Source organism: Actinomyces sp. 2119 (assembly GCF_003591215.1).
GTDB lineage: Bacteria > Actinomycetota > Actinomycetes > Actinomycetales > Actinomycetaceae > Actinomyces > Actinomyces lilanjuaniae.
Genome location: NZ_QYRR01000004.1, coordinates 246,685 through 269,980, shown reverse-complemented (window position 1 = coordinate 269,980; position 23,296 = coordinate 246,685). Strand labels below are relative to the sequence as shown.

23 protein-coding genes and 3 tRNA genes are annotated in these 23,296 nt (G+C 69.2%); 14 read left to right on the top strand and 12 right to left on the bottom strand.

Annotated elements, in window-relative coordinates:
- Positions 1 to 110 precede the first annotated feature (110 nt).
- Together D4740_RS06665 and D4740_RS06660 are read left to right on the top strand one after the other, a co-directional pair.
- Positions 111 to 500 (top strand): DUF3039 domain-containing protein, encoded by a 390-nt coding sequence (locus D4740_RS06665; protein WP_182911361.1) that lies wholly within the window; start codon positions 111 to 113, stop codon positions 498 to 500.
- A complete protein-coding gene (locus D4740_RS06660) occupies positions 497 to 2,323 on the top strand; it encodes a DEAD/DEAH box helicase (protein WP_119836141.1) in 1,827 nt (608 codons plus the stop codon). The genes D4740_RS06665 and D4740_RS06660 overlap by 4 nt, the downstream gene beginning before the upstream one ends.
- A gap of 114 nt (positions 2,324 to 2,437) precedes the next feature.
- On the opposite strand, the gene D4740_RS06655 is transcribed toward D4740_RS06660, so the two are convergent.
- Positions 2,438 to 3,871, bottom strand: coding sequence for a nicotinate phosphoribosyltransferase (locus D4740_RS06655; RefSeq protein ID WP_259390701.1), 1,434 nt, complete (start codon positions 3,869 to 3,871; stop codon positions 2,438 to 2,440).
- A 191-nt stretch (positions 3,872 to 4,062) separates the two neighbouring features.
- Between D4740_RS06655 and clpS the strand changes: the two genes are divergently transcribed.
- Genes clpS through D4740_RS06630 form a run of 5 tightly spaced genes read left to right on the top strand, consistent with a single transcriptional unit; the run spans position 4,063 to position 7,353 of the window.
- Positions 4,063 to 4,392, top strand: a complete 330-nt coding sequence (gene clpS, locus D4740_RS06650) for an ATP-dependent Clp protease adapter ClpS (RefSeq protein WP_119836212.1) — start codon at positions 4,063 to 4,065, stop codon at positions 4,390 to 4,392.
- On the top strand, positions 4,392 to 5,111 hold the full coding sequence (locus D4740_RS06645) for a DUF2017 family protein (RefSeq protein WP_119836140.1): 720 nt from the start codon (positions 4,392 to 4,394) through the stop codon (positions 5,109 to 5,111). The genes clpS and D4740_RS06645 overlap by 1 nt, the downstream gene beginning before the upstream one ends.
- A gap of 30 nt (positions 5,112 to 5,141) precedes the next feature.
- Positions 5,142 to 6,011 carry a glutamate racemase gene (murI, locus tag D4740_RS06640; protein WP_119836139.1) on the top strand — a complete coding sequence of 290 codons (870 nt, stop codon included), beginning with the start codon at positions 5,142 to 5,144 and terminating at the stop codon, positions 6,009 to 6,011.
- Entirely contained in the window at positions 6,002 to 6,799 is a 798-nt protein-coding gene (locus D4740_RS06635) for an MBL fold metallo-hydrolase (RefSeq protein WP_119836138.1), read from the top strand. The genes murI and D4740_RS06635 overlap by 10 nt, the downstream gene beginning before the upstream one ends.
- Positions 6,796 to 7,353 carry a DUF3054 family protein gene (locus D4740_RS06630; protein ID WP_310732073.1) on the top strand — a complete coding sequence of 186 codons (558 nt, stop codon included), beginning with the start codon at positions 6,796 to 6,798 and terminating at the stop codon, positions 7,351 to 7,353. Before D4740_RS06635 ends, D4740_RS06630 begins: the two co-directional genes overlap by 4 nt.
- A gap of 107 nt (positions 7,354 to 7,460) precedes the next feature.
- Here the strand turns inward: D4740_RS06630 and rdgB are convergent, their stop codons facing one another.
- Together rdgB and rph are read right to left on the bottom strand one after the other, a co-directional pair.
- A complete protein-coding gene (gene rdgB / locus D4740_RS06625; protein ID WP_119836137.1) occupies positions 7,461 to 8,153 on the bottom strand; it encodes an RdgB/HAM1 family non-canonical purine NTP pyrophosphatase in 693 nt (230 codons plus the stop codon).
- A 3-nt stretch (positions 8,154 to 8,156) separates the two neighbouring features.
- The gene (rph, locus tag D4740_RS06620) at positions 8,157 to 8,996 is read right to left on the bottom strand and encodes a ribonuclease PH (protein WP_259390700.1); all 840 of its coding nucleotides are present in this window, start codon (positions 8,994 to 8,996) and stop codon (positions 8,157 to 8,159) included.
- 171 nt (positions 8,997 to 9,167) lie between these two features.
- Here rph and D4740_RS06615 point away from each other — a divergent pair, with 171 nt between their 5' ends.
- A complete protein-coding gene (locus D4740_RS06615; protein WP_119836135.1) occupies positions 9,168 to 9,461 on the top strand; it encodes an antibiotic biosynthesis monooxygenase in 294 nt (97 codons plus the stop codon).
- Positions 9,462 to 9,551: 90 nt separating this feature from the next.
- Here the strand turns inward: D4740_RS06615 and D4740_RS06610 are convergent, their stop codons facing one another.
- From D4740_RS06610 to D4740_RS06580, 7 genes are all read right to left on the bottom strand, one after another.
- A complete protein-coding gene (locus D4740_RS06610) occupies positions 9,552 to 10,655 on the bottom strand; it encodes a hypothetical protein (RefSeq protein ID WP_119836134.1) in 1,104 nt (367 codons plus the stop codon).
- Positions 10,656 to 10,726: 71 nt separating this feature from the next.
- Positions 10,727 to 11,275, bottom strand: coding sequence for a cyclophilin-like fold protein (locus D4740_RS06605; protein WP_119836133.1), 549 nt, complete (start codon positions 11,273 to 11,275; stop codon positions 10,727 to 10,729).
- 142 nt (positions 11,276 to 11,417) lie between these two features.
- Positions 11,418 to 11,499: transfer RNA gene (locus D4740_RS06600), tRNA-Leu, on the bottom strand.
- Positions 11,500 to 11,546: 47 nt separating this feature from the next.
- Complete coding sequence (bcp, locus tag D4740_RS06595; RefSeq protein ID WP_119836132.1) at positions 11,547 to 12,041, bottom strand: thioredoxin-dependent thiol peroxidase; 495 nt, start codon at positions 12,039 to 12,041, stop codon at positions 11,547 to 11,549.
- Between the two features lie 161 nt (positions 12,042 to 12,202).
- On the bottom strand, positions 12,203 to 12,535 hold the full coding sequence (locus D4740_RS06590) for a hypothetical protein (RefSeq protein WP_119836131.1): 333 nt from the start codon (positions 12,533 to 12,535) through the stop codon (positions 12,203 to 12,205).
- A gap of 428 nt (positions 12,536 to 12,963) precedes the next feature.
- Positions 12,964 to 13,039: transfer RNA gene (locus D4740_RS06585), tRNA-Lys, on the bottom strand.
- Positions 13,040 to 13,079: 40 nt separating this feature from the next.
- Positions 13,080 to 13,155 (bottom strand) — tRNA-Lys (locus D4740_RS06580).
- Positions 13,156 to 13,529: 374 nt separating this feature from the next.
- On the opposite strand from D4740_RS06580, the gene D4740_RS06575 reads away from it, so the two are divergent.
- The 4 genes from D4740_RS06575 (at position 13,530) to D4740_RS06560 (ending at position 16,069) form a co-directional block, all read left to right on the top strand.
- Positions 13,530 to 14,450, top strand: coding sequence for a RimK family alpha-L-glutamate ligase (locus D4740_RS06575; RefSeq protein ID WP_119836210.1), 921 nt, complete (start codon positions 13,530 to 13,532; stop codon positions 14,448 to 14,450).
- Between the two features lie 124 nt (positions 14,451 to 14,574).
- Complete coding sequence (locus D4740_RS12860; protein ID WP_182911359.1) at positions 14,575 to 15,204, top strand: hypothetical protein; 630 nt, start codon at positions 14,575 to 14,577, stop codon at positions 15,202 to 15,204.
- Position 15,205: 1 nt separating this feature from the next.
- Positions 15,206 to 15,619 carry a hypothetical protein gene (locus tag D4740_RS06565; RefSeq protein ID WP_119836130.1) on the top strand — a complete coding sequence of 138 codons (414 nt, stop codon included), beginning with the start codon at positions 15,206 to 15,208 and terminating at the stop codon, positions 15,617 to 15,619.
- A gap of 57 nt (positions 15,620 to 15,676) precedes the next feature.
- A complete protein-coding gene (locus D4740_RS06560; RefSeq protein ID WP_119836129.1) occupies positions 15,677 to 16,069 on the top strand; it encodes a YccF domain-containing protein in 393 nt (130 codons plus the stop codon).
- A 97-nt stretch (positions 16,070 to 16,166) separates the two neighbouring features.
- Here D4740_RS06560 and D4740_RS06555 read toward each other — a convergent pair whose 3' ends face one another.
- Positions 16,167 to 17,507, bottom strand: coding sequence for an amino acid permease (locus tag D4740_RS06555; protein WP_119836209.1), 1,341 nt, complete (start codon positions 17,505 to 17,507; stop codon positions 16,167 to 16,169).
- A 172-nt stretch (positions 17,508 to 17,679) separates the two neighbouring features.
- On the opposite strand from D4740_RS06555, the gene mmuM reads away from it, so the two are divergent.
- Positions 17,680 to 18,831 carry a homocysteine S-methyltransferase gene (gene mmuM, locus D4740_RS06550; protein WP_119836128.1) on the top strand — a complete coding sequence of 384 codons (1,152 nt, stop codon included), beginning with the start codon at positions 17,680 to 17,682 and terminating at the stop codon, positions 18,829 to 18,831.
- 54 nt (positions 18,832 to 18,885) lie between these two features.
- On the opposite strand, the gene D4740_RS06545 is transcribed toward mmuM, so the two are convergent.
- Positions 18,886 to 21,588: an RNA helicase gene (locus D4740_RS06545; RefSeq protein WP_182911358.1), complete on the bottom strand. Its 2,703-nt coding sequence runs from the start codon at positions 21,586 to 21,588 to the stop codon at positions 18,886 to 18,888.
- A gap of 160 nt (positions 21,589 to 21,748) precedes the next feature.
- Between D4740_RS06545 and D4740_RS06540 the strand changes: the two genes are divergently transcribed.
- Entirely contained in the window at positions 21,749 to 23,245 is a 1,497-nt protein-coding gene (locus tag D4740_RS06540) for a sodium:alanine symporter family protein (protein ID WP_119836127.1), read from the top strand.
- Positions 23,246 to 23,296: the final 51 nt, after the last annotated feature.

Below are 23,296 nucleotides of genomic sequence, written 5' to 3'. Positions count from 1 at the left end.
GGAGGGCCAGGTGGGTACGGGGCAGGTGGGGCAGCGTGAGAGCCTGGGGAGAGTTGCAACACAACGGCGTCGTGCCCGGGGCGGTGCTGGGCCGGCCTAGACTGTGGCCCATGAGTGAGCTCCTGGTCAGCCCTTCTGCTGCTGCCCGCGCCAGTGCGGACCCTGCAGGTCCTGGTTCGCCGTCCGACCCTGCCGGTGAGCCCGTGCAGGGCGCAGGGACGGCGGTGCTGGAACGTGAGGAGCTCCAGTCCACTGATGACGGCGACGCGGACCGCTTTGCCCACTACGTCCGTAAGGACAAGGTCACTGCGGCTGCGGTCACGGGACGGCCGGTCGTGGCCCTGTGCGGCAAGGTGTGGACGCCTGGCCGTGACCCGTCAAACTATCCCGTGTGCCCGACGTGCAAGGCCATCTACGAGCAGATGCGTGATGGCGGTGACGCTGGTGGGGGCAAGGGGCCACGGCGGCCGAGGTTCCCCTTCGGGCGAGGTGGTCAGTGACCCCCGCCCCGCGCGGTCACGGCTCCCACCACGTCCCTGCACGGGCATCGACGTCTGCTGCCCAGAACCTGTCCCCGGCCTACCCTCGCCGTGCTGCGTGGGGGACCGCTGGCTCGCTGCGCGCGTGGCAGGCTGCGGCGCTGGACCGCTATATGAGCGCCATGCCTCAGGACTTCCTGGCTGTGGCCACTCCCGGCGCTGGCAAGACAACCTTCGCCCTGCGCGTCGCCACGGAGCTCCTCAGCACCGGGGACGTCCACAAGATCACGGTGGTCTGCCCCACCGAGCACCTCAAGTTCCAGTGGGCTGAGGCCGCTGCCCGGGTCGGGATTCGCATCGACCCCTCCTACTCCAACTCGCAGGCCGCGCTGGGTGCGCACTTTGACGGTGTCGCCCTGACCTACGCCCAGGTCGCGGCTAACTCCAACCTGCACCGTGCCCGGACCGACCGCTCCCGGACCCTGGTCGTTCTCGACGAGATCCACCACGGCGGTGACGCGCTGAGCTGGGGGGACGCGATTCGGGAGGCCTTCAGCCCGGCCAGACGCCGCCTGGCCCTGACGGGGACCCCGTTTCGCTCCGACACGGCCCCCATCCCCTTCGTGCGCTACGCGCAAGACGCTGAGGGCGCCATGCGCTCTGAGGCGGACTACTCCTACGGGTACGCCGAGGCACTGCGTGACGGGGTGGTACGCCCTGTGATGTTCATGTCCTACTCCGGGGAGATGAGGTGGCGGACCAAGGCCGGGGACGAGGTCGCGGCCCGCCTGGGGGAGCCGCTGACCAAGGACATGGAGGCCCAGGCCTGGCGTACTGCCCTGGACCCGACCGGTGAGTGGGTTCCCGCTGTCCTTGCTGCTGCCGACCAGCGGCTGAGCGAGGTGCGTCGCCAGGTGCCTGACGCGGGCGGGCTGGTCATTGCCTCGGACCAGGCCAGCGCGCGTGCCTACGCCAAGCAGTTGCGGGCTGTCACCGGGGAGGCACCCACCGTCGTGCTGTCTGACGACGACGGGGCGTCTAGCCGTATCGAGGCCTTCTCCGACTCCACCGACCGCTGGATGGTGGCAGTACGTATGGTCTCCGAGGGCGTGGACGTGCCGCGCCTGGCTGTGGGTGTCTACGCGACCTCCACCTCGACGCCCCTGTTCTTCGCCCAGGCGGTCGGGCGCTTTGTCCGCTCCCGGGCACGGGGGGAGACCGCCTCGGTGTTCCTCCCCTCGGTGACGCCCCTGCTGGCACTGGCAGCCGAGGTGGAGGTAGCCCGTGACCACGTCCTGAGCCGGCCGGAGGCGGACGCCGGGTCGCAGGACCCTGCCTTCAGTCCGGAGGACAGGCTCCTGGCCGAGGCCAACCGGGTGGAGAACGCCTCCGCCGACCTTCTGCCAGGTTTCGAGGCTATGGGGTCCCAGGCGGAGTTTGACAGGGTCCTTTTTGATGGCGGCGAGTTCGGGACCGGTGCCATGGTGGGCTCGGCTGAGGAGCAGGAGTACCTGGGGCTGCCCGGGCTGCTGGATCCTGAGCAGGTGACTGTGCTGCTGCGCCAGCGCCAGGACAGGCAGATTGCCGCGCAGAAACGCAAGGCTGCCGCAGACCGCGGCAGGGCGGGGGGCTCCGGGGTAGAGGACGCGCGTCGCCGGGCCGCAGCCCGCAAGGAGCTGTCACAGCTAGTCTCAGCCTGGGCGCGCCGCTCCGGACAGCCGCACGGCGTCGTCCACACCGAGCTCAGGCGGGTGTGCGGCGGCCCCGAGGTGGCTGCAGCCTCGACCGAGCAGGTCGAGCAGCGGGTGGAGACCTTGCGCCGGTGGTTCGTCGGACGGCGCTGACGTCCCCCGGCGGCCGACAGAGTGACGGTACCGGCCGCAGGACCGACCCGGCAGGGTCTCGGCGGGCACCCTGAGAGGACGGCTGCGGACTGCGTCCCGCGAGGCCGCCCCCACTCAGGGGCGTACGGGTGGCTCGCCCAGCGCGGCTGAGGCCGGTTGTGCGGGCAGGTCCTCCAGGCTGACCAGGCGTGTTGGCAGGGCCGGCTCTCCCTCGCTCAGGCGCCACGCGTCGTAGGGCAGCTCGGCACGCGAGGCCTGGTGCCTCTGGGCAGCGGCCTCCAGGGCGGCGGTGCCGCGGTGCTCCTCCACGATCATGCCGTCGCGCACCAGCGTGACCTGTAGCGGACGTGCCCCTGCCTGCCTCAGCGCGGCCTCGCCCTGCTCATGCGCGGTGCAGGAGACCACCAGCTCTTCCACCGCCGTACCGCTGTCGTCCAGCACCCGGCCGGCCCACTTACGTCCTCCCACGGTTGCCTTGCCTCCGGAGGAGCGCTTGGCGACCTCCTGCCTCCTGCCGTGGCGCCCCTCACGTTCGACGAGTTTGTAGACCAGGGCGGCAGTGGGGTGCCCTGACCCGGTGACCAGCTGTGTGCCCACACCGTAGAAGTCCACGGGGGCGGCTCCCAGACCCGCGATGGCGTACTCGTCCAGGTCGCTGGTCACAGTGATCCTGGTGCTGGTCGCACCTAGGGCGTCCAGCTGGGAGCGGACCTGGAAGGCGCCCGCCACCAGGTCGCCGGAGTCCAGTCGTACCGCTCCGAGCTCGCCGCCTGCGGCACGTGCTGCTGCCACGGCCCGCTCCACCCCCGCGGCCACGTCATAGGTGTCGACCAGGACGGTCGTCCCTGTGCCCAGGGAGGCGACCTGGGCGGCGAAGGCCTCCTGCTCGGTGTCGTGGACCAGCGTGAAGGAGTGCGCTGACGTCCCGAAGGTGGGGATGCCGTGGACCAGGCCGGCCTCCAGGTTTGACGTTCCCGCGAAGCCACCCACGACAGCCGCCCTGGCTGCGGCGACAGCCGCGTGCTCGTGGGTGCGTCGTGCCCCGAAGTCGATGCAGGGACGTCCGTGCGCCGCCATAGTCATGCGGGAGGCTGCCGAGGCGACTGCGCAGTCGTAGTTGTAGATCGACAGGGCCAGTGTCTCAATGATACAGGCCTCGGCGAAGCTGCCCTCCACGGTCAGCAGCGGTGAGCCCGCGAAGTAGCACTCGCCCTCGGCGTAGCCCCGGATCGTGCCTGAGAAGCGGTAGCCGCGGAGGTAGTCAAGGGTGTCATCGTCGACGATCCCAGTGCGGTGGAGGAAGCTGATCTGGTCGTCGGTGAAGGTAAACGCCTCAATAGCGTCGAGCAGACGGCCCGTACCTGCGACGACGCCGAAGCGACGGGACCCTGGCAGGCGTCGTCCGAAGAGCTCAAAGACGCTGGGACGGTCTGCCACACCTGAGCGCAGCGCGCCCTGGAGCATGGTCAGCTCGTACATGTCGGTCAGCAAGGAGGTGCTGTGAGCAGTGCTGGGAGCACTGCCGTGGGTGGTCCGCGATGCTGTCACGGCAGCAACCTATCCTGCTTTCGCGTTTCACGGCATCGACATCCTGGCGTGAGGAGGCTGGGGGGCGGTCGTCCTTCAGGGTGCGCACCCGCTGCGGGCGGTTGGTCTGGGGTGCGGGGTCGCAGGACCTGTCCGCCGAGCGGGCTCGTTGCGTGTCGGGCGCCCGGTAGCATGACGCCATGACCGCCTCGATGACCGCCTCGCTGCCGGTAGCCGAGCCGGAGACAGTGGGAGAGCCTCGTACCCGCTCACAGCGCCTGTGGTGCACCGTGGTCCATGACGACCCGGTCAACACCATGAGCTATGTCACCTGGGTCTTTCACTCCTACTTCGGCTTCCCCGTGTCGCTGGCGCACGCGAGGATGCTCGAGGTCCACACCGCCGGACGGGCGGTGGTCTCGCGTGGTGCGCGTGAGCGTATGGAGGTGGATGTCACTGCCATGCACGGTTACGGCCTGCGCGCCACCATCGAGCCCCTGGGCGGGGACGACGCGCTTGGCGAGGCGTCGGAGGAGGTGTGATGCGGGTCTTCAGAGCTGTTGAGGGCGGTTACGCCAGCAGGATGGCGGACTGGGAGCGTGAGTTGCTGGCCCGTCTCGCCCTGGAGACCGAGGCGCTTCTGGAGGCTGAGGACGGGGCGGGTGGGTCCGGCCAGGAGCCGACGACCGAGGTCGGGACCCGTCCCCGGGAGAGCGAGCGTGACCACGAGCTGCTGGCGGCGCTAGATCGTGAGCTTGGCGGGCCCGGTGTACCTGGGGGAGGCGCCGTGCCCGCCACCTCTGAACCCGCCACGACCTCACCGCAGCGCACGGGTGTCTCTCCTGAGGTCGTCGAGCTGCTGGAGGTCCTCCTGCCTGAGGCCTCTGAGGACCCCGGCACCGCGGTGGAGGTCCGGGCGCTGACCCGGGGCCGGCTTCGTCAGGACAAGGCTGGGCGTCTGGCCCGTGTGGCCCGGGAGCTTCGTGCCCCCTCCCGGCAAGGTGAGGTCGTCGTCGCGCTCGGGCAGGAGGCCGACTGGCTGGGTGCGATGAATGACATCCGCCTGGTCCTGTCGCACCGCCTGGGCATCGCCTCGGCGCAGGACGCCGAGGAGGTCCGTGCGAGGGCCTACGAGGAGCCTCCCCGGGAGGAGACCTTCCACCAGCGGTGGTACCGAGGCACCGCCCTCGTCTACGACATGCTGACCTGGTGGCAGGAATCACTGGTATCCGTGCTGCTTGAGGGGACGGTGCCCGAATAGTCTCACCACGTGAATGATGCTCCCATCGGCATGTTTGACTCAGGGGTTGGTGGTCTGACTGTCGCGCGAGCCGTCCTCGACCAGCTGCCCGGAGAACAGGTCCTCTACATCGGAGACACCGCGAACGGTCCTTACGGTCCCCGTGACATTGAGGAGGTCCGGGGCCTGGCGCTGCGGGTCATGGATGAGCTGGTGGACTCAGGGGTCAAGCTCCTTGTCATCGCCTGTAACACGGCATCTGCCGCCGTCCTGCACACGGCTCGCAAGCGCTACACCAAGGGCCGGGGGGTGCCTGTCATCGAGGTGATCCACCCCGCTGCCCGGGCTGCGGCGCACGTGACACGCAACGGCCGGGTCGGGCTGGTCGCCACGCAGGGCACTGTCGACTCCGGTGTCTACGGGGACGCCATGGGGGTGGTCCCGGGTGTCACCCTGACCAGTCAGGCGTGTCCACGGTTCGTGGAGCTTGTTGAGCGCGGCGTGACCGCGGGCTCGGAGGTCCTGGAGGTGGCTGAGGAGTACCTGTCGCCGGTTAAGGCTGCGGGCGTGGACACCCTTGTCCTGGGGTGTACCCACTATCCTTTGCTTATGGGGCCGATCTCCTACATCATGGGAGATGATGTGACCCTGGTTACCTCCTCGGACGAGACCGCCAAGGACGTCTACCGCGCCCTGGCCTCCCGTGACCTTCTGCGCAGCCCCCAGGCTGGTCCTGCCCGGCACACCTTCAGGGCTACAGGGGACCCGGAACGCTTTGCTGTCCTGGCACGGCGGTTCCTGGGACCTGAGGTCGGACACGTCCAGCAGGCCGGGGACGCGGCGACAGCCCTGTCGGCCGACCTGCCTGCTGTCGAGGCAGGTCGTGGTGATTCTGCTGCGGAGGACTGCGCATGCGCCTGACGGTCATCGGCTGCACGGGCTCCATGTCAGGGCCTGACTCGGCGGCCTCCTCCTACCTGGTTCAGGCACAGGGTCCTGGTCGTGACGGAGCCGTGCGCACCTTCTCCGTGGTCATGGACCTGGGCCCCGGCGCCATGGGACAGATGCTGCACCACGTTGACCCTGCCGACCTGGACGCGGTGGTCATCTCCCACTGCCACGCCGACCACATGGTGGACCTGGTAGGGATGCACGTCTACCGGCGCTGGAACCCCTCCGGCCCTCTCGGCCCTGTCCTGTGCCTGGGACCCTCCGACCTGCTGCCCCGCCTGCGAGGCGTTGACGGGACCGGGGAGGGGGAGGCCTACGGCACCGAGTTCGTCTTCCAGACGGCAGTGCCCGGCCTCCCGGTTCAGGTGGGCCCTCTCACGATCACTCCTTTCCCCGCCCTCCACCCGGTGGAGGCCTTCGGCTTCCGTGTGGAGGGACCCAGCGAGGCCTCCATGCAGCAGCGGGTGACCCTGGCCTACACCGGTGACACCGACCGGTGCCCCTCCGTGGACGCCATGGCTGAGGGCGTGGACCTCCTCCTGGCGGAGGCGGCGTTCGTGGAGCACCGGGACACGGCAACCGGGATGCACATGACCGGACGGCGGGCTGGTGAGCTGGCGGCGCACGCAGGGGCGGGGCGGCTTGTGCTCACCCACATCCAGCCCTGGACCGACCCCGCAGTGACGTTGCAGGAGGCGGCGGCCGTGTTCACGGGCCCCCTGGAGGCAGCCACCGCAGGGGCCTGGTGGCAGCTGTGAGCAACCAGGAGGTCGCTGGGGAGGCTGACGCGAGTGCGCGACGGCTGTCCTACACACCGGTCCTGCCTGACGGGGTGGACTGTCCGTGGATCCGGGGGCGGTCTACCCGCTGGTGGCTGGTTGTCCCGGCAGACCTCCTGGCGGTGTCGCTGGTGGCCCTGCTCGGTGCGGCATCGACCGACGCGCTCGGCTCCGTCCTCTCCCTTGCCGCGCCCCTGTGGCAGGCAGCCTGCGGGGCGGCGGTCGGCTGGGCCGTGTCCTGGCTCGCCTGTCACCGTCGTGGCGACCACCTGGAGATGGCTGCTCCCGAGGGGCTTGTCGTCGCAGGTGCGACCTGGGTCGTCTGGACGGTGCTGCACGTGGCTGGGCAGGGGGCCGCTCCCCTGGACAGGCACGTCTCCTGGGCGGTGATGACCGGTACCTTCCTCCTGGTCTTCCTGGGAGGGTGGCGCTGGCTCTACGGGTACGTGCGTGCCCACGACTCCCTGGTTCCCGCCCCCTTGGCCCGCAGGATCTCTGAGCAGGAGGCCGACCAGGGGGAGGACAGGGCGTAGCCCGGCATGGCGTCGTAGGCCGGTGCTACGCAGGACGTACGCGGTGCTACGCAGGACGCTCGTGCGGGAGGCGTGCCTGGGTGACGGCGAAGATCCGCACCTGGCCCTCAGGCCAGCAGCGTGGCCAGAACAGGGGCGAGGGCGCGGAAGGCCTGGCCCCGGTGGGACACGGCGTTCTTCTCAGCGGGCTCCATCTGTGCCGTCGTGCGGCCTGCGCCGCCGGGCGCGTCCTCGCTGGCGGGGACGAAGACCGGGTCGTAGCCGAAGCCGTTGTGGCCGTGAGGCTCGTGCGCCAGCCTGCCCTCCAGGTGGCGTTCCATGGTGACGACCCGCTCCTGGGCGGCTGCGCCCGCTGCTTCTTCGGGTACGACCAGCACCGCGGCGCAGGTGAAGCGAGCCGTGCGGTGTGGGTCGTCGATGTCGTGCAGCTGGTTGAGCAGGAGGGTGAGGTTGGCGGTGTCGTCGCCGTGGTGCCCGCACCAGCGGGCGGAGAAGACCCCAGGGGCGCCGCCGAGCACGTCCACGCACAGTCCGGAGTCGTCAGCCACGGCAGGAAGACGGCAGGCCGCTGCCAGGGCGCGCGCCTTGAGCAGGGCGTTGTCCGCGAAGGTGAGCCCGTTCTCGACGGGCTCGGGGGCCTTGAGGGCGGCTGCGGAGATGATCGCCCCAGGGGCCAGGCCGGGTACCAGGGGGGCCAGGATGTCGTGGAGCTCCGCCAGCTTGCTGGGATTGTGCGTGGCCAGGACCAGGCGTGCCTGGGCCGGAACGCGTTCGGTCCGGAGGGAGGCTTCCAGGTTCATGGCTCAGGTTCCGGGGACGGTCAGGATGTGGTGGTCTGACGCGGAGGAGGGGGTCGGGGAGGAGACGGTGCGGGGCGTGTCGGCAGGCCCTTCCAGCGCCTGGCTCTGGAGGCGGGCCAGTGTCCTGTTCCCCTCGGTCGCCAGGTCTAGCAGCGCGTCCAGCTCGTAGCGGTCGAAGGCTGCGTGCTCGGCAGTGCCCTGCACCTCGATGAAGCGTCCTGAGCCGGTTTGGACCACGTTCATATCAGTGTGGGCACGCACGTCCTCCTCGTAGGGGAGGTCCAGGCAGGGCACGCCGTCGATAATGCCGACCGAGACCGCGGACAGGGAGTCGGACAGCACCGGTCTGCCGGGGCGGGCACTGATGAGGCCTTTGGAGGTGGCCCAGGACACGGCGTCCGCCAGGGCTACGTAAGCGCCGGTGATGGCGGCGGTACGGGTACCGCCGTCCGCCTGGAGGACGTCGCAGTCTAGCGTGATCGTGTTCTCACCCAGGGCGGCGACATCGACGACGCCGCGCAGAGAGCGCCCGACCAGCCGGGAGATCTCGTGGGTGCGGCCCCCCACCTTTCCTCGTACCGACTCACGTCCCGAGCGCTCCGAACCGGCTCGTGGCAGCATCGCGTACTCGGCGGTGACCCAGCCCTCGCCGCTGCCCTTGCGCCAGCGTGGCACGCCCTCGGTGAAGGAGGCGGCACACAGGACCCGGGTACGACCAAAGGTGATGAGGACGGAGCCCTCGGCGTGGTCCAGCCAGTGGCGGGTGATGGTCACGGGGCGCAGCTGGTCGGTGGAACGACCGTCACGGCGGGTGAAGGAGCGGGAGGTGCTGGTGTTGGTCACGCGGAACAGGGTACCTGGGCACTCGGGCGCGGGGTCTGCGGCAGGGCGGCTGTCCCCAGCCTGGTGACAGCCCGACCTTGGTGTAGGCAGCATAGGATAGCCTCACACGGAGTCGTCGCGGTGGAGGCGCCGAGAGCACCGAGGCTCTGCCGCAGTGAGGAGAGAAGAGCCATGACCTATGTCAACATTACCGCCCTGACCTATCCTGAGGGTGCGGAGGCTGAGATCGAGCAGCGCTTTGCGGCGCGCAAGCGGGCCGTGGACACCTCGAAGGGGTTCCAGAGCTTTGAGCTGCTGCGTCCCGTCGTCGGGGAGGACCGCTACTTCGTGGTGACCAGGTGGGACTCCCGTGAGGACTACCAGGCCTGGCTGGCGGCGCGCTCTGGTGCCGATCACAGTGACGACGTGCGCCGCGGGATGAGCATTGAGGTCCTGGGCTTCGAGGTCGTCCAGCACGACGAGTAGACGCGCAGGGGCGGCGGATCAGGCGGGTGCGGCCCGGGCTGCCGACGCTGGTCGTTACAGGTGCGCCGGGCCGCCGCCTTCGGCCGCGTGTCAGCGCTGCGGGGCTGACAGGGGTGAGCGGATGCTGGCCGGATCGTAGGAGGCGATGTGTGCCAGGCGCGTCCGGGCGGCCTCCAGAGCAGCGGATCTGCTGTGTCCTTGAACACTGGCACCGACCAGGCGCACGGTACGGTGACCGTCCTGGAACCGCAGAGTGGCGACCCACCCCAGCCGCACCCTGCCTCCGTGTATCTCCGCCGCGCTGGCGGCCAGGTGCCCTCTGGCCTCCGTCCAGGACAGCACCTGTGTGCGGCTCCCGGAGTAGACGGTGATTCCGGAGGAGTCCACCACAGTACGGTGCGGGGCCTTGCCCCGCTGGTAGCGCGCCAGGCATGCGACGAGACTCAGCCCTCCGGCTGCGGCAAAGAGGGCGGCCATGACGGTGCCCAGGGCATCGGTACCTCCTTCAATGAGGAAGACGCTGCCCAGCACGAGGAACGTCCCTGAGGTGCACGCTCCGACGATGTTGACCGTAGCCCGTTTTTCCTGCAGGCTGTCCGGCTCCTCAAGGACGAGCCTCGGGGGGCGGGAGGCGTGGCTGCAGGCCGCCTGGGCGTCCTGAGCGCGGTTTTCCCCGCGTGCGACGTAGCCTGGACCAGGATCGCGAGCGAGGACCTCGTTGATGATGGTCTGGGCACGCTGGCTGGCAGCCTCCTGGCTGCTCCCGCTGACGGTGGTGCAGGGCAGCTCCACGGGTGCGCCGTCGACAAGGACGGCGACACCTACCGTTGTCCTGCCTAGGGAGCTGCCTGTGACGACGACGTGCAGGTTGCCGCGTACCTGGTCCCAGCCCAGGTAGCGGGTACTCCGGGGGGTTAGCAGGGTCAGTCCCCTTGCGTCGGCGGTCAGTCCTAGTCGTCTTCGCAGCCCGAGCACGCCCGCGCACAGCAGTATCACTCCGGGAAGGGCTACGACGCACAGGAGAGAGACAGGCATGCCGTCAGGGACCATCACGAGCAGGCACCACAGGTCGAAGAGGGCAGCAAGAGTCCCGACTGCGAGAAGTGCCCATGCTGCGTCACGTTCGCCCCTGTTGGTGAGGGAGAAGGGAGTGACCCCGCCTGGGTAGCTGTGGGGAGAGTACGCGTGTGTCATGTGCGGTCCTTTTCACGACAGACCTGGGTAGGAGGGCCGACGGGTCACTGCGAGCCCCTCAGCGGGCTGTTCTATGCCAGGGCGATGACGACCTCGTCCTGGGGGGTCAGTGCCTGGACGGCCGACACCCCCTCCGGGGAGTCGAAGGTACCGATGACGTGAGTATCGATGTACCGGTACGCCGCCCTCCAGTAGAGGGCAATCTGCTGCTTGTATGACCAGTAGACGATGTCACCGGCCACCGGGTCGTCGTTGGGCATCTGGTCGTGGTCGAGCGGCTCGTCCAGGTCCGCGACCTTCTTTGCCACATATGGGGAGTAGTCCCGGAAGGAGGCGGTGAGGGGGAGTCGGGCCACCAGCGCCTGTGCTGTCTGTGTCCCGTTGAGGTGCGCCGGGTAGGCGGTCCCGTTGACGCGGACGATGATCGGGGTGTGTTCCCCCTGCGAGGCCGTTGCCGCCGGGCTGGTGATGATCCTGGGGGAGGTGCCTGAGCCGGTCCGCGCTCCTGCCGCCTGGTCGCTGTCCGAGACCGGGGCACACCCGCACACGGAGAGGGGTAACGAGGCCAGCGACGCCAGAGTGCTGGCAAGGACGGTGCGCCGTGCGTGCTCTTTTACCATGCTGTCCTCTCCCAGGGGACCTCTGCGATCCGGGCAGCACCCTGCGCCTCCCTGCTGCCTGGTACCGCCCGGTCGGCATCGCCGCTGGGACGATCAGCGCTGGGACGCGGGGGGGGGGAGTGCCCTCACACCGTATCCACAGTACGCGAGAAGGGACTCGAACCCTCACGCCCGAAGGCACCAGGACCTAAACCTGGGGCGTCTACCAGTTCCGCCACTCGCGCTCGACCCGCACTCTACCTTCCTGTGGGCGGGGGTGCGCAAGGCCGTCTCAGTCCGACGCGCTGGGCTGGTCCAGACCCAGCTCGGCGCGCAGCCTCGCGACGTGGCCGGTGGCCCTGACGTTGTACCGCGCCAGGACGACACTGCCATCCGGTGCCACGACGACAGTCGAGCGGATCACGCCGGTGTAGGTCCTGCCGTAGTTCTTCTTCTCGCCCCAGGCCCCCCAGGCCTCCATGACCGAGTGGTCGACGTCGGAGAGCAGGGGGAAGGGGAGACTGTGGCGCTCAGAGAACCTGGCCTGGGTGGCAGGGGAGTCAGGAGAGATGCCGACCACCTGGTAGCCCGCACTTCCCAGGCTCTCTACTGAGTCGCGGAAGTCGCAGGCCTCCTTGGTACACCCTGGCGTACACGCCTTGGGGTAGAAGTAGACAACCAGCCCTGCATCGCTACGGGACAGCAGGTCGCTGAGGGTCACATTCTGTCCTGTGGCGTCGGGCAGGGTAAAACTCGGAGCAGCGTCTCCGGCTGACAGGTGGGGCATGAGTCCTCCTCTGGTCCTCCTTTGGCGCACACAATGTGGGCGATCTTCTCATCGGGAGCCGCCCTGAGTGGCTGCGTGCCACGCACGGACCTGCGGAGTTCGCTCTCAGGAGACGGCTGAGGATATGGTTGAGGATGTGGGAGGACCGCTCCCGGCGGGACTCAGGCGGCCAGGGCCGCCGGGCTCTTCTCGCGGTCGCCGTCGGTCTCGGGATACCTCAGGTTCTCCAGGGCTCCTCGGGCGGCTGTGAGGCGTTCCTGGGCGCGCTCCAGGCGGGAGGGGGAGGTTCCGACAGGCAGGGAGGCGACCTCAGCCTGCGCGGCGTCGAGCTCGCGCTCGGCCTGCTCACGTCGGACCCACAGAGGGGTCCCGAGGGCGCAGGCGCACGTCATGGCCGAGGCGGCGTCATGTCGTGGCTTGATCTGGCGGGCAGGTGCTCCCGACAAGCCTGCTGTACGGGCTGGTGCTGTGCTGCTGATTGTCTGCGTGCTCATCTGTGCTCCTTAACGTCCTGTAACGTCCTGTCATTGTCTTGAGTCGTCGCGGTGTCGCGCTGTGCGGGCGGGACTGTCGTTGTTGCCACTACTGGGCTATGACGTTCTCAGGGCGCCGCAGTGCTGCTGCCTGGCTGGCGCCCTGACGACGCGCCACGGCCGGAGCCTGTGGAGGGCGCTCGTCCCGGGCCGGGTTGACGGCCTCAGTGGCGGCAGCTCGGGCGCTACCGTCTGCACGCCGGGGCGGCTTGCCGTGCCAACGGGCAGGCTGGGTGCCTGCCGACAGACTCTGGCCGACGACCTGGTCCCTGCCCCTGCTGATAGCCCTGGGGCGTGGCGGCACCCGTCCCCAGAGGCGGGCGGGGCCTGCCCCTCGTGATGAGGGGCCTGGGAGTTCCCGGAGAGCGGGAAGTCCCTGTGGTCCGCCGTGGTACACCGCCAGGGACTCGAACCCTGAACCCACTGATTAAGAGTCAGTTGCTCTGCCAATTGAGCTAGCGGTGCGCAGCCAGGCACGGGCTGGCGTCCCGGCCGAGGCCGGGTCTGGTACACCGTCAGGGACTCGAACCCTGAACCCACTGATTAAGAGTCAGTTGCTCTGCCAATTGAGCTAACGGTGCCTGGTGCCAGAGGGAGACTCTACGAGGTGGGCCGGTGTCAGTCCAGCCAGAGAGGTCTGAAACCGCCCCACTGTGCCAGATATCTCAGGTGACGGGGCGCTTTTGGTGGTGCCGCTGCCCACGGATCCCCGCGTAGCGGCTTCCTGTTCGACCCCGGAGGGCGGGCGCTGGCAGATGCTGGCCGAGGGTGCTGGCCGAGACTGCCCCAGGCCGGTCTCGGGAGCGGGGAGCGTGGGGCGTTTCTGGACGCAGCGGTAGTGCTGGTGAGGTGGTGGTAGAGGTTCGGTGGGAGACAGGTGGAGGCTGGCAGGGACTGCGGGTTGCCCGGGGTGGTGCGCCGTCGTGAGCCTGGCTGCTGCGGTACCGTGGGCCACGTGACTGATCCCGTCGTGACCCTGGCTACCTCCAAGGACTACCCCGAGCTTGACGAGGACGACCGCGGCCTGCCCGACGCCTTGCGTCAGCGCGGGATCGAGCCGAGGGTCGCCGTGTGGGACGATCCGGAGGTGGACTGGGGGGACTCGGGCACGGTGGTGCTGCGTAGCGTGCGTGACTACGCGGTTACGCGCACCTACGCGGACTTCCTGGCCTGGACCCGCTCGGTGCCCCGGCTGCTCAACCAGCCTGACGTCGTCGCGTGGAACTCTGACAAGCACTACCTCGTCCGCCTGGCGGAGCTGGGGGTCCCCACGATCCCCACCACCTGGCTGGAGCCGGGTGCGGGCTACTTCAAGCACCAGGTCCACACCAGGTTTCCCGCCTACGGGGACTTTGTGGTCAAGCCCGCAATTTCCTCTGGAGGTCGCGGGACCGGCCGCTACACGGCCACTGACGCCGGCTCCCGGTCGGCGGCGATCAGCGACGCAGTGCACCACCTGGGCCGGGGGCGCTCGGTGATGGTCCAGCGCTACCTGGAGGAGGTGGACCGGCAGGGGGAGGTGTCCCTGGTCTACTTCAACGGGGTGCTCTCCCACGCGGTGGAGAAGGACCCGATGCTCCACCCGTCCTTCCGCGCCACCGACGAGGTGCACGGAGAGGAGGTCACCGCCCGTGACCCCAGCGAGCAGGAGTGGCTGTGGGGGGAGCGTGTCCGCAAGGCCATCCACACCCTCATCAAGGAGACCTCCGGGCGTGACGTCCAGCTGCTCTTCAACCGGGTGGACGTCGTCAGTGACGGCAGGGGCGGCTTCTACCTCATGGAGGTCTCGCTCATTGACGCCGCCCTCTACCTGGGGACCTCGTCGGAGGCGCTGGACGGCTTCGCGGACGCTATCGCCCAGCGGGTCTTCTGGTAAGGCTCGGGAGGCTGCCCTGGCCGTCCGCGTCAACGTGAGCCCCCTGGTCAAGGCACTCACCTTGATCTAGGTGTATCAAGGTGAGCGCCTTGACCAGTGCGGGGCGGGGTGCCACCCTTGACAGGTGCTTGTCGTCACCATGGACCAAAAGGCCTCCCGCTCTACCGGTGACGCTGTGCCTGCGCTGCTGCGCTCCGTCTCCGACGTGTGCGTCATCGCCCCCTTTGAGCGGACCGCAGGCGACGAGGTCCAGGGAGTCCCCGCTGACGCAGCGGCCCTGTACACGGTTGTACGCGCTGCTATACGTGCTGGCTGCTGGTACGTCGGAATCGGTGGAGGGGCCGGCCGCGTGGGTGCCGACGGAGGCGCGCGCTCAGGGAGCGGTGCGGCCTTCGTGGCGGCGCGTGAGGCCGTCGATGCTGCCAAGAGGTCCCGAGTACCGCTGGCGGTGCGTGGCGAGGACCCGGAGGCGGCTGCCCGGGCGCAGGCGGTCCTGCGGCTCCAGGCCCTCCTCCTGGCCCGACGCTCCCGCCTGCAGTGGGAGGCGGTGGACCTGGTCGAGAGCGGTGTGAGCGGGCAGCAGGCGGCACGAAGGCTGGCAGTGACGGAACAGGCGTTCTCGCAGCGGCGAATCGCCTCGGGCCTGGCGGAGGAGAAGGAGGCTCTCCCGGTTCTCCTGGCACTTCTTAACACCCTTGACCGGTCTGCCGACCCGCGTGTCAGCCCGGTGCCGGCGCACGTAGGAGGTACATGAGATGCCTGCTGTGGTCGTGCTCGTGACGTTGGTCATCTCGGTCCTAGGAGGGTGGGGTGCTGTCGTTGGCGTGCTGCGCGTGGCTCGCGTTCCGGAGCCTCCTGCGGGACGTGCCGCCTCACCGGACGGACACCATGTCCCCGTCCTGGACAGGGCGGGGGTGGACAGCACGGCTCCGCTGGTACTACGCGGTGGAACCTGGATCGGGATGCTGGAACGGCTGGCCACGACCGGGGCACTGCTGAGCGGTCACGCTGAGATGGTTGTTGTCGTCGTTGCCGTCAAGGGCCTGGGGCGCTGGGCGGACCTCCAAGAAAGCCCCGGGGCCGCGGAGCGGTTCATCATCGGGACCCTGGCCTCCCTGATCTGGGCGTGCGCCTGTGGCCTGGCCGGTCAGGCACTCATGGGAGGCTGACCGGTACCGCTGCGCCCACGGAGGCCCTGCGTCCGCAATCGTGCTAGACATGCGGGTGTGCGTACCGTCCTCAACGTTATCTGGGTCGCCTTCGGAGGCTTCTGGCTCTTTGTGGGCTACCTTTTCTTTGGGCTCCTCGCCTGCCTGCTGGTGGTCACCTTGCCGGCTGGGATCGCCTGCTTTCGGATTGCTGGCTACGTGCTGTGGCCCTTTGGGCGGGAGGTGGTCCCTGTCCCGGGAGCGGGTGCTATGAGTGGGCTGGCCAACTTGGTCTGGTTCCTGGTCGCAGGCCTGTGGCTGGCTGTGGGGCACGTGACCACAGCGGCAGCCCAGGCCGTCACCATCATCGGCCTCCCGCTGGCTGTCGGCAACATCAAGCTCATCCCGGTGACCTGCTTCCCCTTCGGCAAGCGGGTCGTGGACTCCCGTCGCCTACGCCTCGGGCTGTGAGCGCGTGCTCGTCCTCGGGCTGCGCTGAGGCCGTACGGGGGACCTGCCCGCACCACTGTGAGAGCCAGCCGCCTGCGACATAGCGTGTGCGCAGGGCCTACAGGCTGATCCTGCGTGAGACTGCCCAGTACCCGGCGTAGCAGACTGCCAGGAAGACGGCGGTAATCGCCAGCGCCGGACGCTGGAGGGGGTCAAAGACAATGAGCAGGCACGACGCCGCGGACAGCACCAGGGCACCCAGGGACACCCACGGGTAGCCCGGTGCCCTGTAGGCCAGATCCTCAGGGCTGTGACCCTCAGCCAGCCAGCGGCGGCGGAACTGGTAGTGCGAGGCCGCGATGGTCACCCACACCAGCACGACCGCCAGGCCCGAGACCGAGACCAGCACCAGGTACACGGTGGAGGCGGCGTAGACGGAGGTTAGCAGCGCGGCCAGGCCCCCGACCATGGACAGGGCCATAGCCAGGGCGGGAACCCCGTACCGGTTGGTCCGGGCCAGGAGCGCAGGCAGGGTTCCCTCGTTCGCCAGGGACCACAGCATGCGTGTCGAGGCGTAGAGGCCCGAGTTTGCCGCTGACAGGATGGCGGTGAGGATGACGACGTTCATAAGGTCGTCGGCGAAGGGGACGCCGATCCGGGACAGGACCGTGACGAAGGGGCTCTCCTCCACACCTGCCTGCCTCCAGGGGATGAGCGCCGCGATGACGAGCACGGAGCCGATGAAGAAGACGACCAGCCGCGCCAGGGTGGCCCGGATAGCTCGGGGGATCGTGGCTGCCGGGTCCTTGACCTCCCCGGCGGTGATCCCGATCAGCTCGGTGCCGGAGAAGGCGAAGTTGACGGCGAGGATTGTGGTGAACACCGCCGCGAAGCCGTTGGGGAAGAGCCCTCCTGAGGTCAGGTTGGACAGCAGTGGGGCCGAGGTGGCGCCCTCGTAGGGCAGCAGGCCTACGACGGCGGCCCCGCCAATGATGATGAACAGAATGATTGCGATGACCTTGACGCCTGACAGCAGGGTCTCCGCCTCGGCGAAGACCCTGACCGAGACCATATTGAGCACCAGCACCAGCGTGATGAAGGCCGCTGCCCACACCCACACGGGCACGGCCGGGAACCACCCGTTCATGATCATGGCCGCGCCGGTGAACTCGCTGCCCAGGGCGACTGTCCACGTCAGCCAGTACAGGACGGCGGTGACGAACCCGGTGGCCGGACCGATGTAGGTGCGCGAGTAGACGTGGAAGGCCCCGGTGAAGGGCATGGCCACGCTCAGCTCGCCCAGGCACATCATGACCAGGTAGACGATGAGGGCTCCGACGGCGTAGGCCAGGACGGTGCCGAAGGGGCCGGCCTGGTTGATTGTGTAGCCGGTGGACAGGAACAGGCCGGTCCCGATGACTCCGCCGAAGCTGATCATCATGAGATGTCGCCTGCTCATGCGGCGCTCTAGGGCCGTCACGTGGGCGGGGCCGGGTGCGGCCGTCGACGGGGCAGCGGTGTGGGGGCTCGTCACGACAGAATCGGTGGAGGCCATAGGCGGACGGTATTCCTGCTCGGAACGCGGCGCCCGGGCTTCTCACAGGGTGAACGGGCCGCGCTATGCTCGTGGTATGAGCAGCTTTCCCGGCGCGGGCAGGTTGGCTGGTCCGACGCCTCCCACGGGACCGGGGCCGCGCGTGCCCGTCGCCTCCTCGTTGGCAGGGGCGCTCGCCAGCGGGACCCTCGTCCTCGACGGTGCCATGGGTACCGAGCTCCAGGCCAGGGGCGTGGACACGAGCCGGACGCTGTGGTCGGCCCAGGCCCTGCTGGACGCCCCCGGTGCCGTCACTGAGGTCCACGCTGCTTACCTTGCTGCCGGAGCCGACGTCATTGAGACGAACTCCTACCAAGCGAGCGTCCCGGCGCTGACTGACGTGGGCTACGACGAGGCCGGTGCGCGTGACCTCATCGCCTCCTCGGCCCGCCTGGCCCTGGCTGCGGCGGGCCAGGCCGCGACAGCCCGTGGCGGGCCTGCGGGCACGTTCGGGTCAGCACCGGGGCGGTCCCAGGGAGGAGGAACGTCCCTGGAAGAGGGCGAAGGGGCGGGCCACCCAGCACCTGGAGAGCGACCGCGCCCGTTCGTGGCTGGTGCTCTGGGCCCCTACGGCGCGTTCCTGGCTGACGGGTCGGAGTACACCGGCGCCTACGAGGTGAGCCAGAGCCAGCTGGAGCGGGTCCACCGCCCGCGCATTGAGGCCCTTGCCGCCCAGGGGCTCACCGTCTTTGCCCTGGAGACCATGCCCCGTCTTGACGAGGCCCGGCTCGTGACCACGGTGTTGGCGCAGACCGCTCCCGGTGCCGAGTGCTGGGTCTCCTTCCAGGTCCGGCCTGACGGCGCCCACCTGGCTGACGGTACGCCTCTGGCCCAGGCTGCCGCATGGGCCGACACCCATCCGGCGGTGGTGGCCGTCGGCCTCAACTGCGTGGCGCCCGAGACCGTGGCCCGGGCGCTTCCCGTGCTGCGTCGCTCCACGGCCAAGCCGCTGGTGGCCTACCCCAACTCGGGCGACAGCTACGACCCGGTGACCAAGACGTGGACGCCTGTCCGGGGAACGGGACGCTTCACCGCCCTGGTCCCGGAGTGGGTCGAGGCAGGAGTGCGGCTGGTTGGCGGGTGCTGCCGTACGACGCCCGATGACACCGCGGTCCTGGCCGGAGCGATCGGGGCCGCCCGGGGCAGCACCGAGGACAGTGATGACTTCGGTGATGATCTTTTCCGGTGATGATCTTCCGGTGATGACCTGCCGGGGGCGCCCGTTGGGTCCGGGCGTGCCTGCTCAGCCCTGCGGACCCACGCGCAGCAGGTGGACGACGGCCCGCTCCTCGCGATCGCACTCGGCCAGGTCGACCAGGGCCGTCAGGCGCCAGTCGTGGTCCCCCTCGGGGTCGTCGACAACCTGCGTGGCCAGCCACACTTGTCGGCCCTGTACCTCCAGGGCCTCACGCAGCCTCTCGCTGACACCCGCAGCGGCCAGCGCAGCCTCGTCCGGATCCTCCTCCAGAGGAGCCAGGGCGGCCGCGCGGGCGGAGGTGTCGGTGCCGATCCAGTCGTACTCCTCCCAGTAGCGGCCCAGCACCTGGTCCCACCGGTCCTCACCCCACCCGGAGGAGGCGTCCAGGCGTCCCAGCGCCTCGACGTCGTCACGAGCCATTAGCTCCACGCGGCGGAACATCTCACGGCGGACCGCCACCCGGAAGGCGTGCAGGTTGCGGGTGAGGGCAACTTTGCCGTCAGCATCGGCGCCGAAGGGTCGCTCCACACCCGCCGAGGGTTCCCCGAGCCGCCAGCCCGGGCCCACGATGACCGTCTCCTGCGTCTGCGCCGCCGTCTCCAGCGCCCCTGCCTGGGCGGCCCCCAGCGCCTCCCACTCGTCCAGAAGGGAGGAGTCGACTGCCCGTACCAGCTCGCCCAGCCACTCGACGAGCTCGAGCACCTCCGGGGTGCGGTGCTCCTCGGGCACGACCTGGCGCAGCGCCCGGTAGGCGTCGGTGAGGTAACGCAGGATGACGCCCTCACTGCGCCCCAGGTCGTAGCGGGCCACCAGGTCGGAGAAGGTCATGGCGTTCTCCACCATCTCTCGCACCACGGACTTCGGGGAGAGCTCGTACTCGGCTACCCACGGGTTGGCGGTCCGGTACATCTCCAGGGCAGGGGTCAGCAAGTCAGCCAGGGGACGCGGCCAGGTGACCTTTTCCAGGGCCGCCATGCGCTCCTCGTAGTCCAGGCCCTCGGCCTTCATGGCTGCCACTGCCTCTGCCCGGGCGGCCTTCTGCTGGGCGTACAGGAGCGGACGGGGGTCCTCCAGCGTGGACTCCACCACTGAGACCACGTCCAGCGTGTGGCTGGGGGAGTCTACGCCCAGCAGGTCCATGGCGGCTAGGGCGAAGGGTGCCAGGGGCTGGTTGAGGGCGAACTCCCAGGGAAGATCCACCGCCAGGCGCAGGCGGGGCCGCCCGTCCGCGGCGGCCTGGGCGGAGGAGACGTGCTCCACCACCCCTGCGGTGCGCAGGGACCGGTAGATGTCCAGTGCTCGGCGCACGTGCACGCGCCGCTGCGCAGGTGTGACGTGGGCTCGCCCCAGCAGTGCGGCCATGTGGGTTACCGGGTCGCCGGGTCGCTCCATAAGGGCCAGCACCATGGTGGTGGTGACCTGGAACTGGCTGGTCAGCGTCTCCGGGGCAGCGTCGCGCAGCCGCTCGAAGGTCCCCTCCGTCCAGCTCACCCGGCCGGGAGGGGCCTTCCTGCGCACGACCTTGCGCCGTCTGCGCTCGTCGTCGCCCGCTTTGGCCAGCGCCCGGGCGTTGTCGATGGCGTGCTCCGGGGCCTGGACCTCCACGTAGCCGCGGGTGTCGAAGCCTGCTCGTCCGGCCCGTCCAGCAACCTGGTGGAACTCCCGTGCTGTGAGATGACGCTCTCGGGACCCGTCAAACTTCACCAGGGAGGTCAGGACCACGGTGCGGATAGGTACGTTGATGCCGACTCCCAGGGTGTCGGTCCCGCAGACGACGGCGAGCAGCCCCTCGCGGGCCAGGCGCTCGACGAGCCTGCGGTAGCGCGGAAGCATCCCGGCGTGGTGCACCCCGATCCCGCTGCGCAGCAGCCGAGACAGCGTGGTCCCGAATCCCTTGGCGAAGCGGACGTCGCCCAGCGCCCGGGCGGTCTCCTCCTTGCGGGACCTGGGCACCAGGTCCGTGCTCAGCAGCGAGGTCGCCCGCGCCACGGCCTCCTTCTGCGAGAAGTGGACGACGTAGGTCGGCGCCTTGTCCTGGCCCACGAGCCGCTGGAGGAGCTCGCCGACCGGCTCCACGACGTAGTCCATCTCCAGGGGCACGGGGCGCACGGCGTCGTCGACGACAGCGACCTGGCGGCCGGTGCGCGCCTCCAGGTCCCGCACGAAGAAGCTGACGTCCCCCAGGGTCGCTGACATGAGCACCATCTGGGCTCGGGGCAGCTCCAGGAGAGGGACCTGCCATGCCCATCCTCGCTGCGGGTCGGCGTAGTAGTGGAACTCGTCCATGATGACGCAGTCGACGTCCATGTCCTCGCCCTCGCGCAGCGCCTGGTTGGCCAGGATCTCCGCGGTGCAGCAGATGACAGGCGCGTCGGCGTTGATGGAGGTGTCTCCGGTGACCATGCCGACGTTGTCGGCACCGAACAGCCCTACGAGCTCGAAGAACTTCTCGGAGACCAGGGCCTTGAGCGGGGCGGTGTAGTAAGAGCGCCCGCCCCGGGCCAGGGAGGCGGTGTGGGCGGCTAGGGCGATGACGGACTTGCCTGAGCCCGTGGGGGTGGCAGCAATGACGTGGCGGTCCTCAAGAATCTGGGACAGCGCCTCATCCTGGTGCGGGTAGAGGGGGCGGCCTGTCGACTCGGCCCACTCGGCAAAGGCCAGGTAGACCTCCTCGGGCTCGGGCGCCTGCTGCGGGTCGTCGGCCGGGATGAGGGAGTCGAGCATGACGTTGAGGGCCGGGGCTGTCATGCCAGTATCGTCTCACGGGACCTGACTGGCCCTTGTGAGCAGCGGTGGTCCGTGACGGCCCTGGCCCGTCCAGGACGTGACCGTCGCGTTTCCTTAGGCCTGACCCGGTGTGAGAGCATGCGCCGGTACCCTGCCGCGACCCGGAAGGCCTACGTGTCTCATGGATGCTCTTGCTGCTGACCTCCAGGCTGTTGCCGACTGGGTGACCCTTCACGTCACCATGTGGGTCCTCATCGGTACCGGGCTGGTTCTCACCGTGCGTACCCGTGTGGTCCAGGTCCGCCACCTGGGCAGCATGCTGCGCCAGGTCCTCGGCTCTCGCTCAGGCGCGCACGGGGGAATCTCCTCCTTCCAGGCCTTCGCCATCTCCCTGGCCGCACGGGTCGGGGTAGGCAACATCTTCGGCGTCGCCGCCGCCCTGCTGCTGGGAGGGCCGGGCGCCGTGTTCTGGATGTGGGTGGTGGCCCTGGTCGGCATGGCCACCGCCTTCTTCGAGGCGACCCTGGCCCAGCTGTTCAAGGTGCGCGACCCCGACGGCTCCTTCCGCGGCGGGCCCGCCTTCTACATGGCCCGAGGGATGAGAAACCGGGTCCTGGCTGGCGTCTACGCGGTCATCACAGTGGTCACCTGTGGCTTTGTCATCACCTCGGTGCAGTCCAACGCCATCGCTGGCACGCTGCTGTCAGCGGTGGGGCCGGGCGGCTCGGCGCTTCCTGGCCTGGGCGGCCTCAGTGCCGCCCAGTTGGTCATCGCCGCCCTCGTCCTCGTCTTCACCGCCATGGTGGTGCTTGGCGGCGTTCGGGCCGTGGCTCGTGTCACCGAGTGGATGGCTCCGGTCATGGCGCTGGTCTACATCGTTATGGTGCTCATCATCTGTCTGGCCAACCTTGGCCAGTTCTTCACCGTCATCGGGGAGATCATCACCTCCGCCTTCTCGCCCCGCCCCCTGGTAGGCGGCCTGGGCGGCGGGATCCTGGCCGCAGTCATCAACGGCACCAGGCGGGGGCTGTTCTCCAACGAGGCAGGCCAGGGCACTGCTCCCAACGCCGCTGCCACGGCCACGGTCACTCACCCCGTCCACCAGGGCCTCATCCAGTCCCTGGGCGTGTTCATCGACACGATCGTGGTGTGCACCGCCACCGCCTTCGTCATCCTCATCGCGGGCCCGCAGGTGTGGGAGGCACCGGGAGCGGACCCCTCCTCCCTCACGACGATGGCGGTCGCCCACGAGCTGGGAGCCTGGACGGTACTGCCCATGGCTGTGCTGGTCTTCGTGCTCGCCTACTCCTCGATCATTGCCGCCTATGTCTACTCCGACACCAACATGTCCTTCCTGACCGGGGGCAGGAGATGGGCCACGTGGGCGGTGCGGCTGCTGTCGGTCCTGTCCGCCACGGTGGGCGCTTTGCTCTCCCTGGAGGTGGTGTGGAACGCCGTTGACATCGCCATGGCGGTCATGACAGTGACCAACCTCGTCGCCCTCCTCGCCCTGTCGGGCTGGGGCCTGGGAGCGCTGAGGGACTGGGAGGCGCAGAAGCGCGCGGGCGTAGCCGTCCCCGTTCTCGTCGCCAGGGACAACCCCTACCTGCCCGGCCCCCTCCCTGGGGACGTGTGGGACGAGGCATCAGCCGACGACGCTGCGCAGCACTCCCGGTAGGCGCCCCCTGCCACCGCAGCAGACACAGCAGACAGAAGAAAGGAGCCTCGA

Excerpts from the sequence above, each read along its gene's own strand:
- D4740_RS06665 (WP_182911361.1), top strand. The coding sequence starts at position 111 with ATGAGTGAGCTCCTGGTCAGCCCTTCTGCTGCTGCCCGCGCCAGTGCG.
- clpS (WP_119836212.1), top strand. The coding sequence starts at position 4,063 with ATGACCGCCTCGCTGCCGGTAGCCGAGCCGGAGACAGTGGGAGAGCCT.
- D4740_RS06645 (WP_119836140.1), top strand. The coding sequence starts at position 4,392 with ATGCGGGTCTTCAGAGCTGTTGAGGGCGGTTACGCCAGCAGGATGGCG.
- murI (WP_119836139.1), top strand. The coding sequence starts at position 5,142 with ATGTTTGACTCAGGGGTTGGTGGTCTGACTGTCGCGCGAGCCGTCCTC.
- D4740_RS06635 (WP_119836138.1), top strand. The coding sequence starts at position 6,002 with ATGCGCCTGACGGTCATCGGCTGCACGGGCTCCATGTCAGGGCCTGAC.
- rdgB (WP_119836137.1), bottom strand. The coding sequence starts at position 8,153 with ATGAACCTGGAAGCCTCCCTCCGGACCGAACGCGTTCCGGCCCAGGCA.
- D4740_RS06615 (WP_119836135.1), top strand. The coding sequence starts at position 9,168 with ATGACCTATGTCAACATTACCGCCCTGACCTATCCTGAGGGTGCGGAG.
- D4740_RS06610 (WP_119836134.1), bottom strand. The coding sequence starts at position 10,655 with ATGACACACGCGTACTCTCCCCACAGCTACCCAGGCGGGGTCACTCCC.
- D4740_RS06605 (WP_119836133.1), bottom strand. The coding sequence starts at position 11,275 with ATGGTAAAAGAGCACGCACGGCGCACCGTCCTTGCCAGCACTCTGGCG.
- bcp (WP_119836132.1), bottom strand. The coding sequence starts at position 12,041 with ATGCCCCACCTGTCAGCCGGAGACGCTGCTCCGAGTTTTACCCTGCCC.
- D4740_RS06590 (WP_119836131.1), bottom strand. The coding sequence starts at position 12,535 with ATGAGCACGCAGACAATCAGCAGCACAGCACCAGCCCGTACAGCAGGC.
- D4740_RS06565 (WP_119836130.1), top strand. The coding sequence starts at position 15,206 with ATGCCTGCTGTGGTCGTGCTCGTGACGTTGGTCATCTCGGTCCTAGGA.
- D4740_RS06555 (WP_119836209.1), bottom strand. The coding sequence starts at position 17,507 with ATGAGCAGGCGACATCTCATGATGATCAGCTTCGGCGGAGTCATCGGG.
- mmuM (WP_119836128.1), top strand. The coding sequence starts at position 17,680 with ATGAGCAGCTTTCCCGGCGCGGGCAGGTTGGCTGGTCCGACGCCTCCC.
- D4740_RS06545 (WP_182911358.1), bottom strand. The coding sequence starts at position 21,588 with ATGACAGCCCCGGCCCTCAACGTCATGCTCGACTCCCTCATCCCGGCC.
- D4740_RS06540 (WP_119836127.1), top strand. The coding sequence starts at position 21,749 with ATGGATGCTCTTGCTGCTGACCTCCAGGCTGTTGCCGACTGGGTGACC.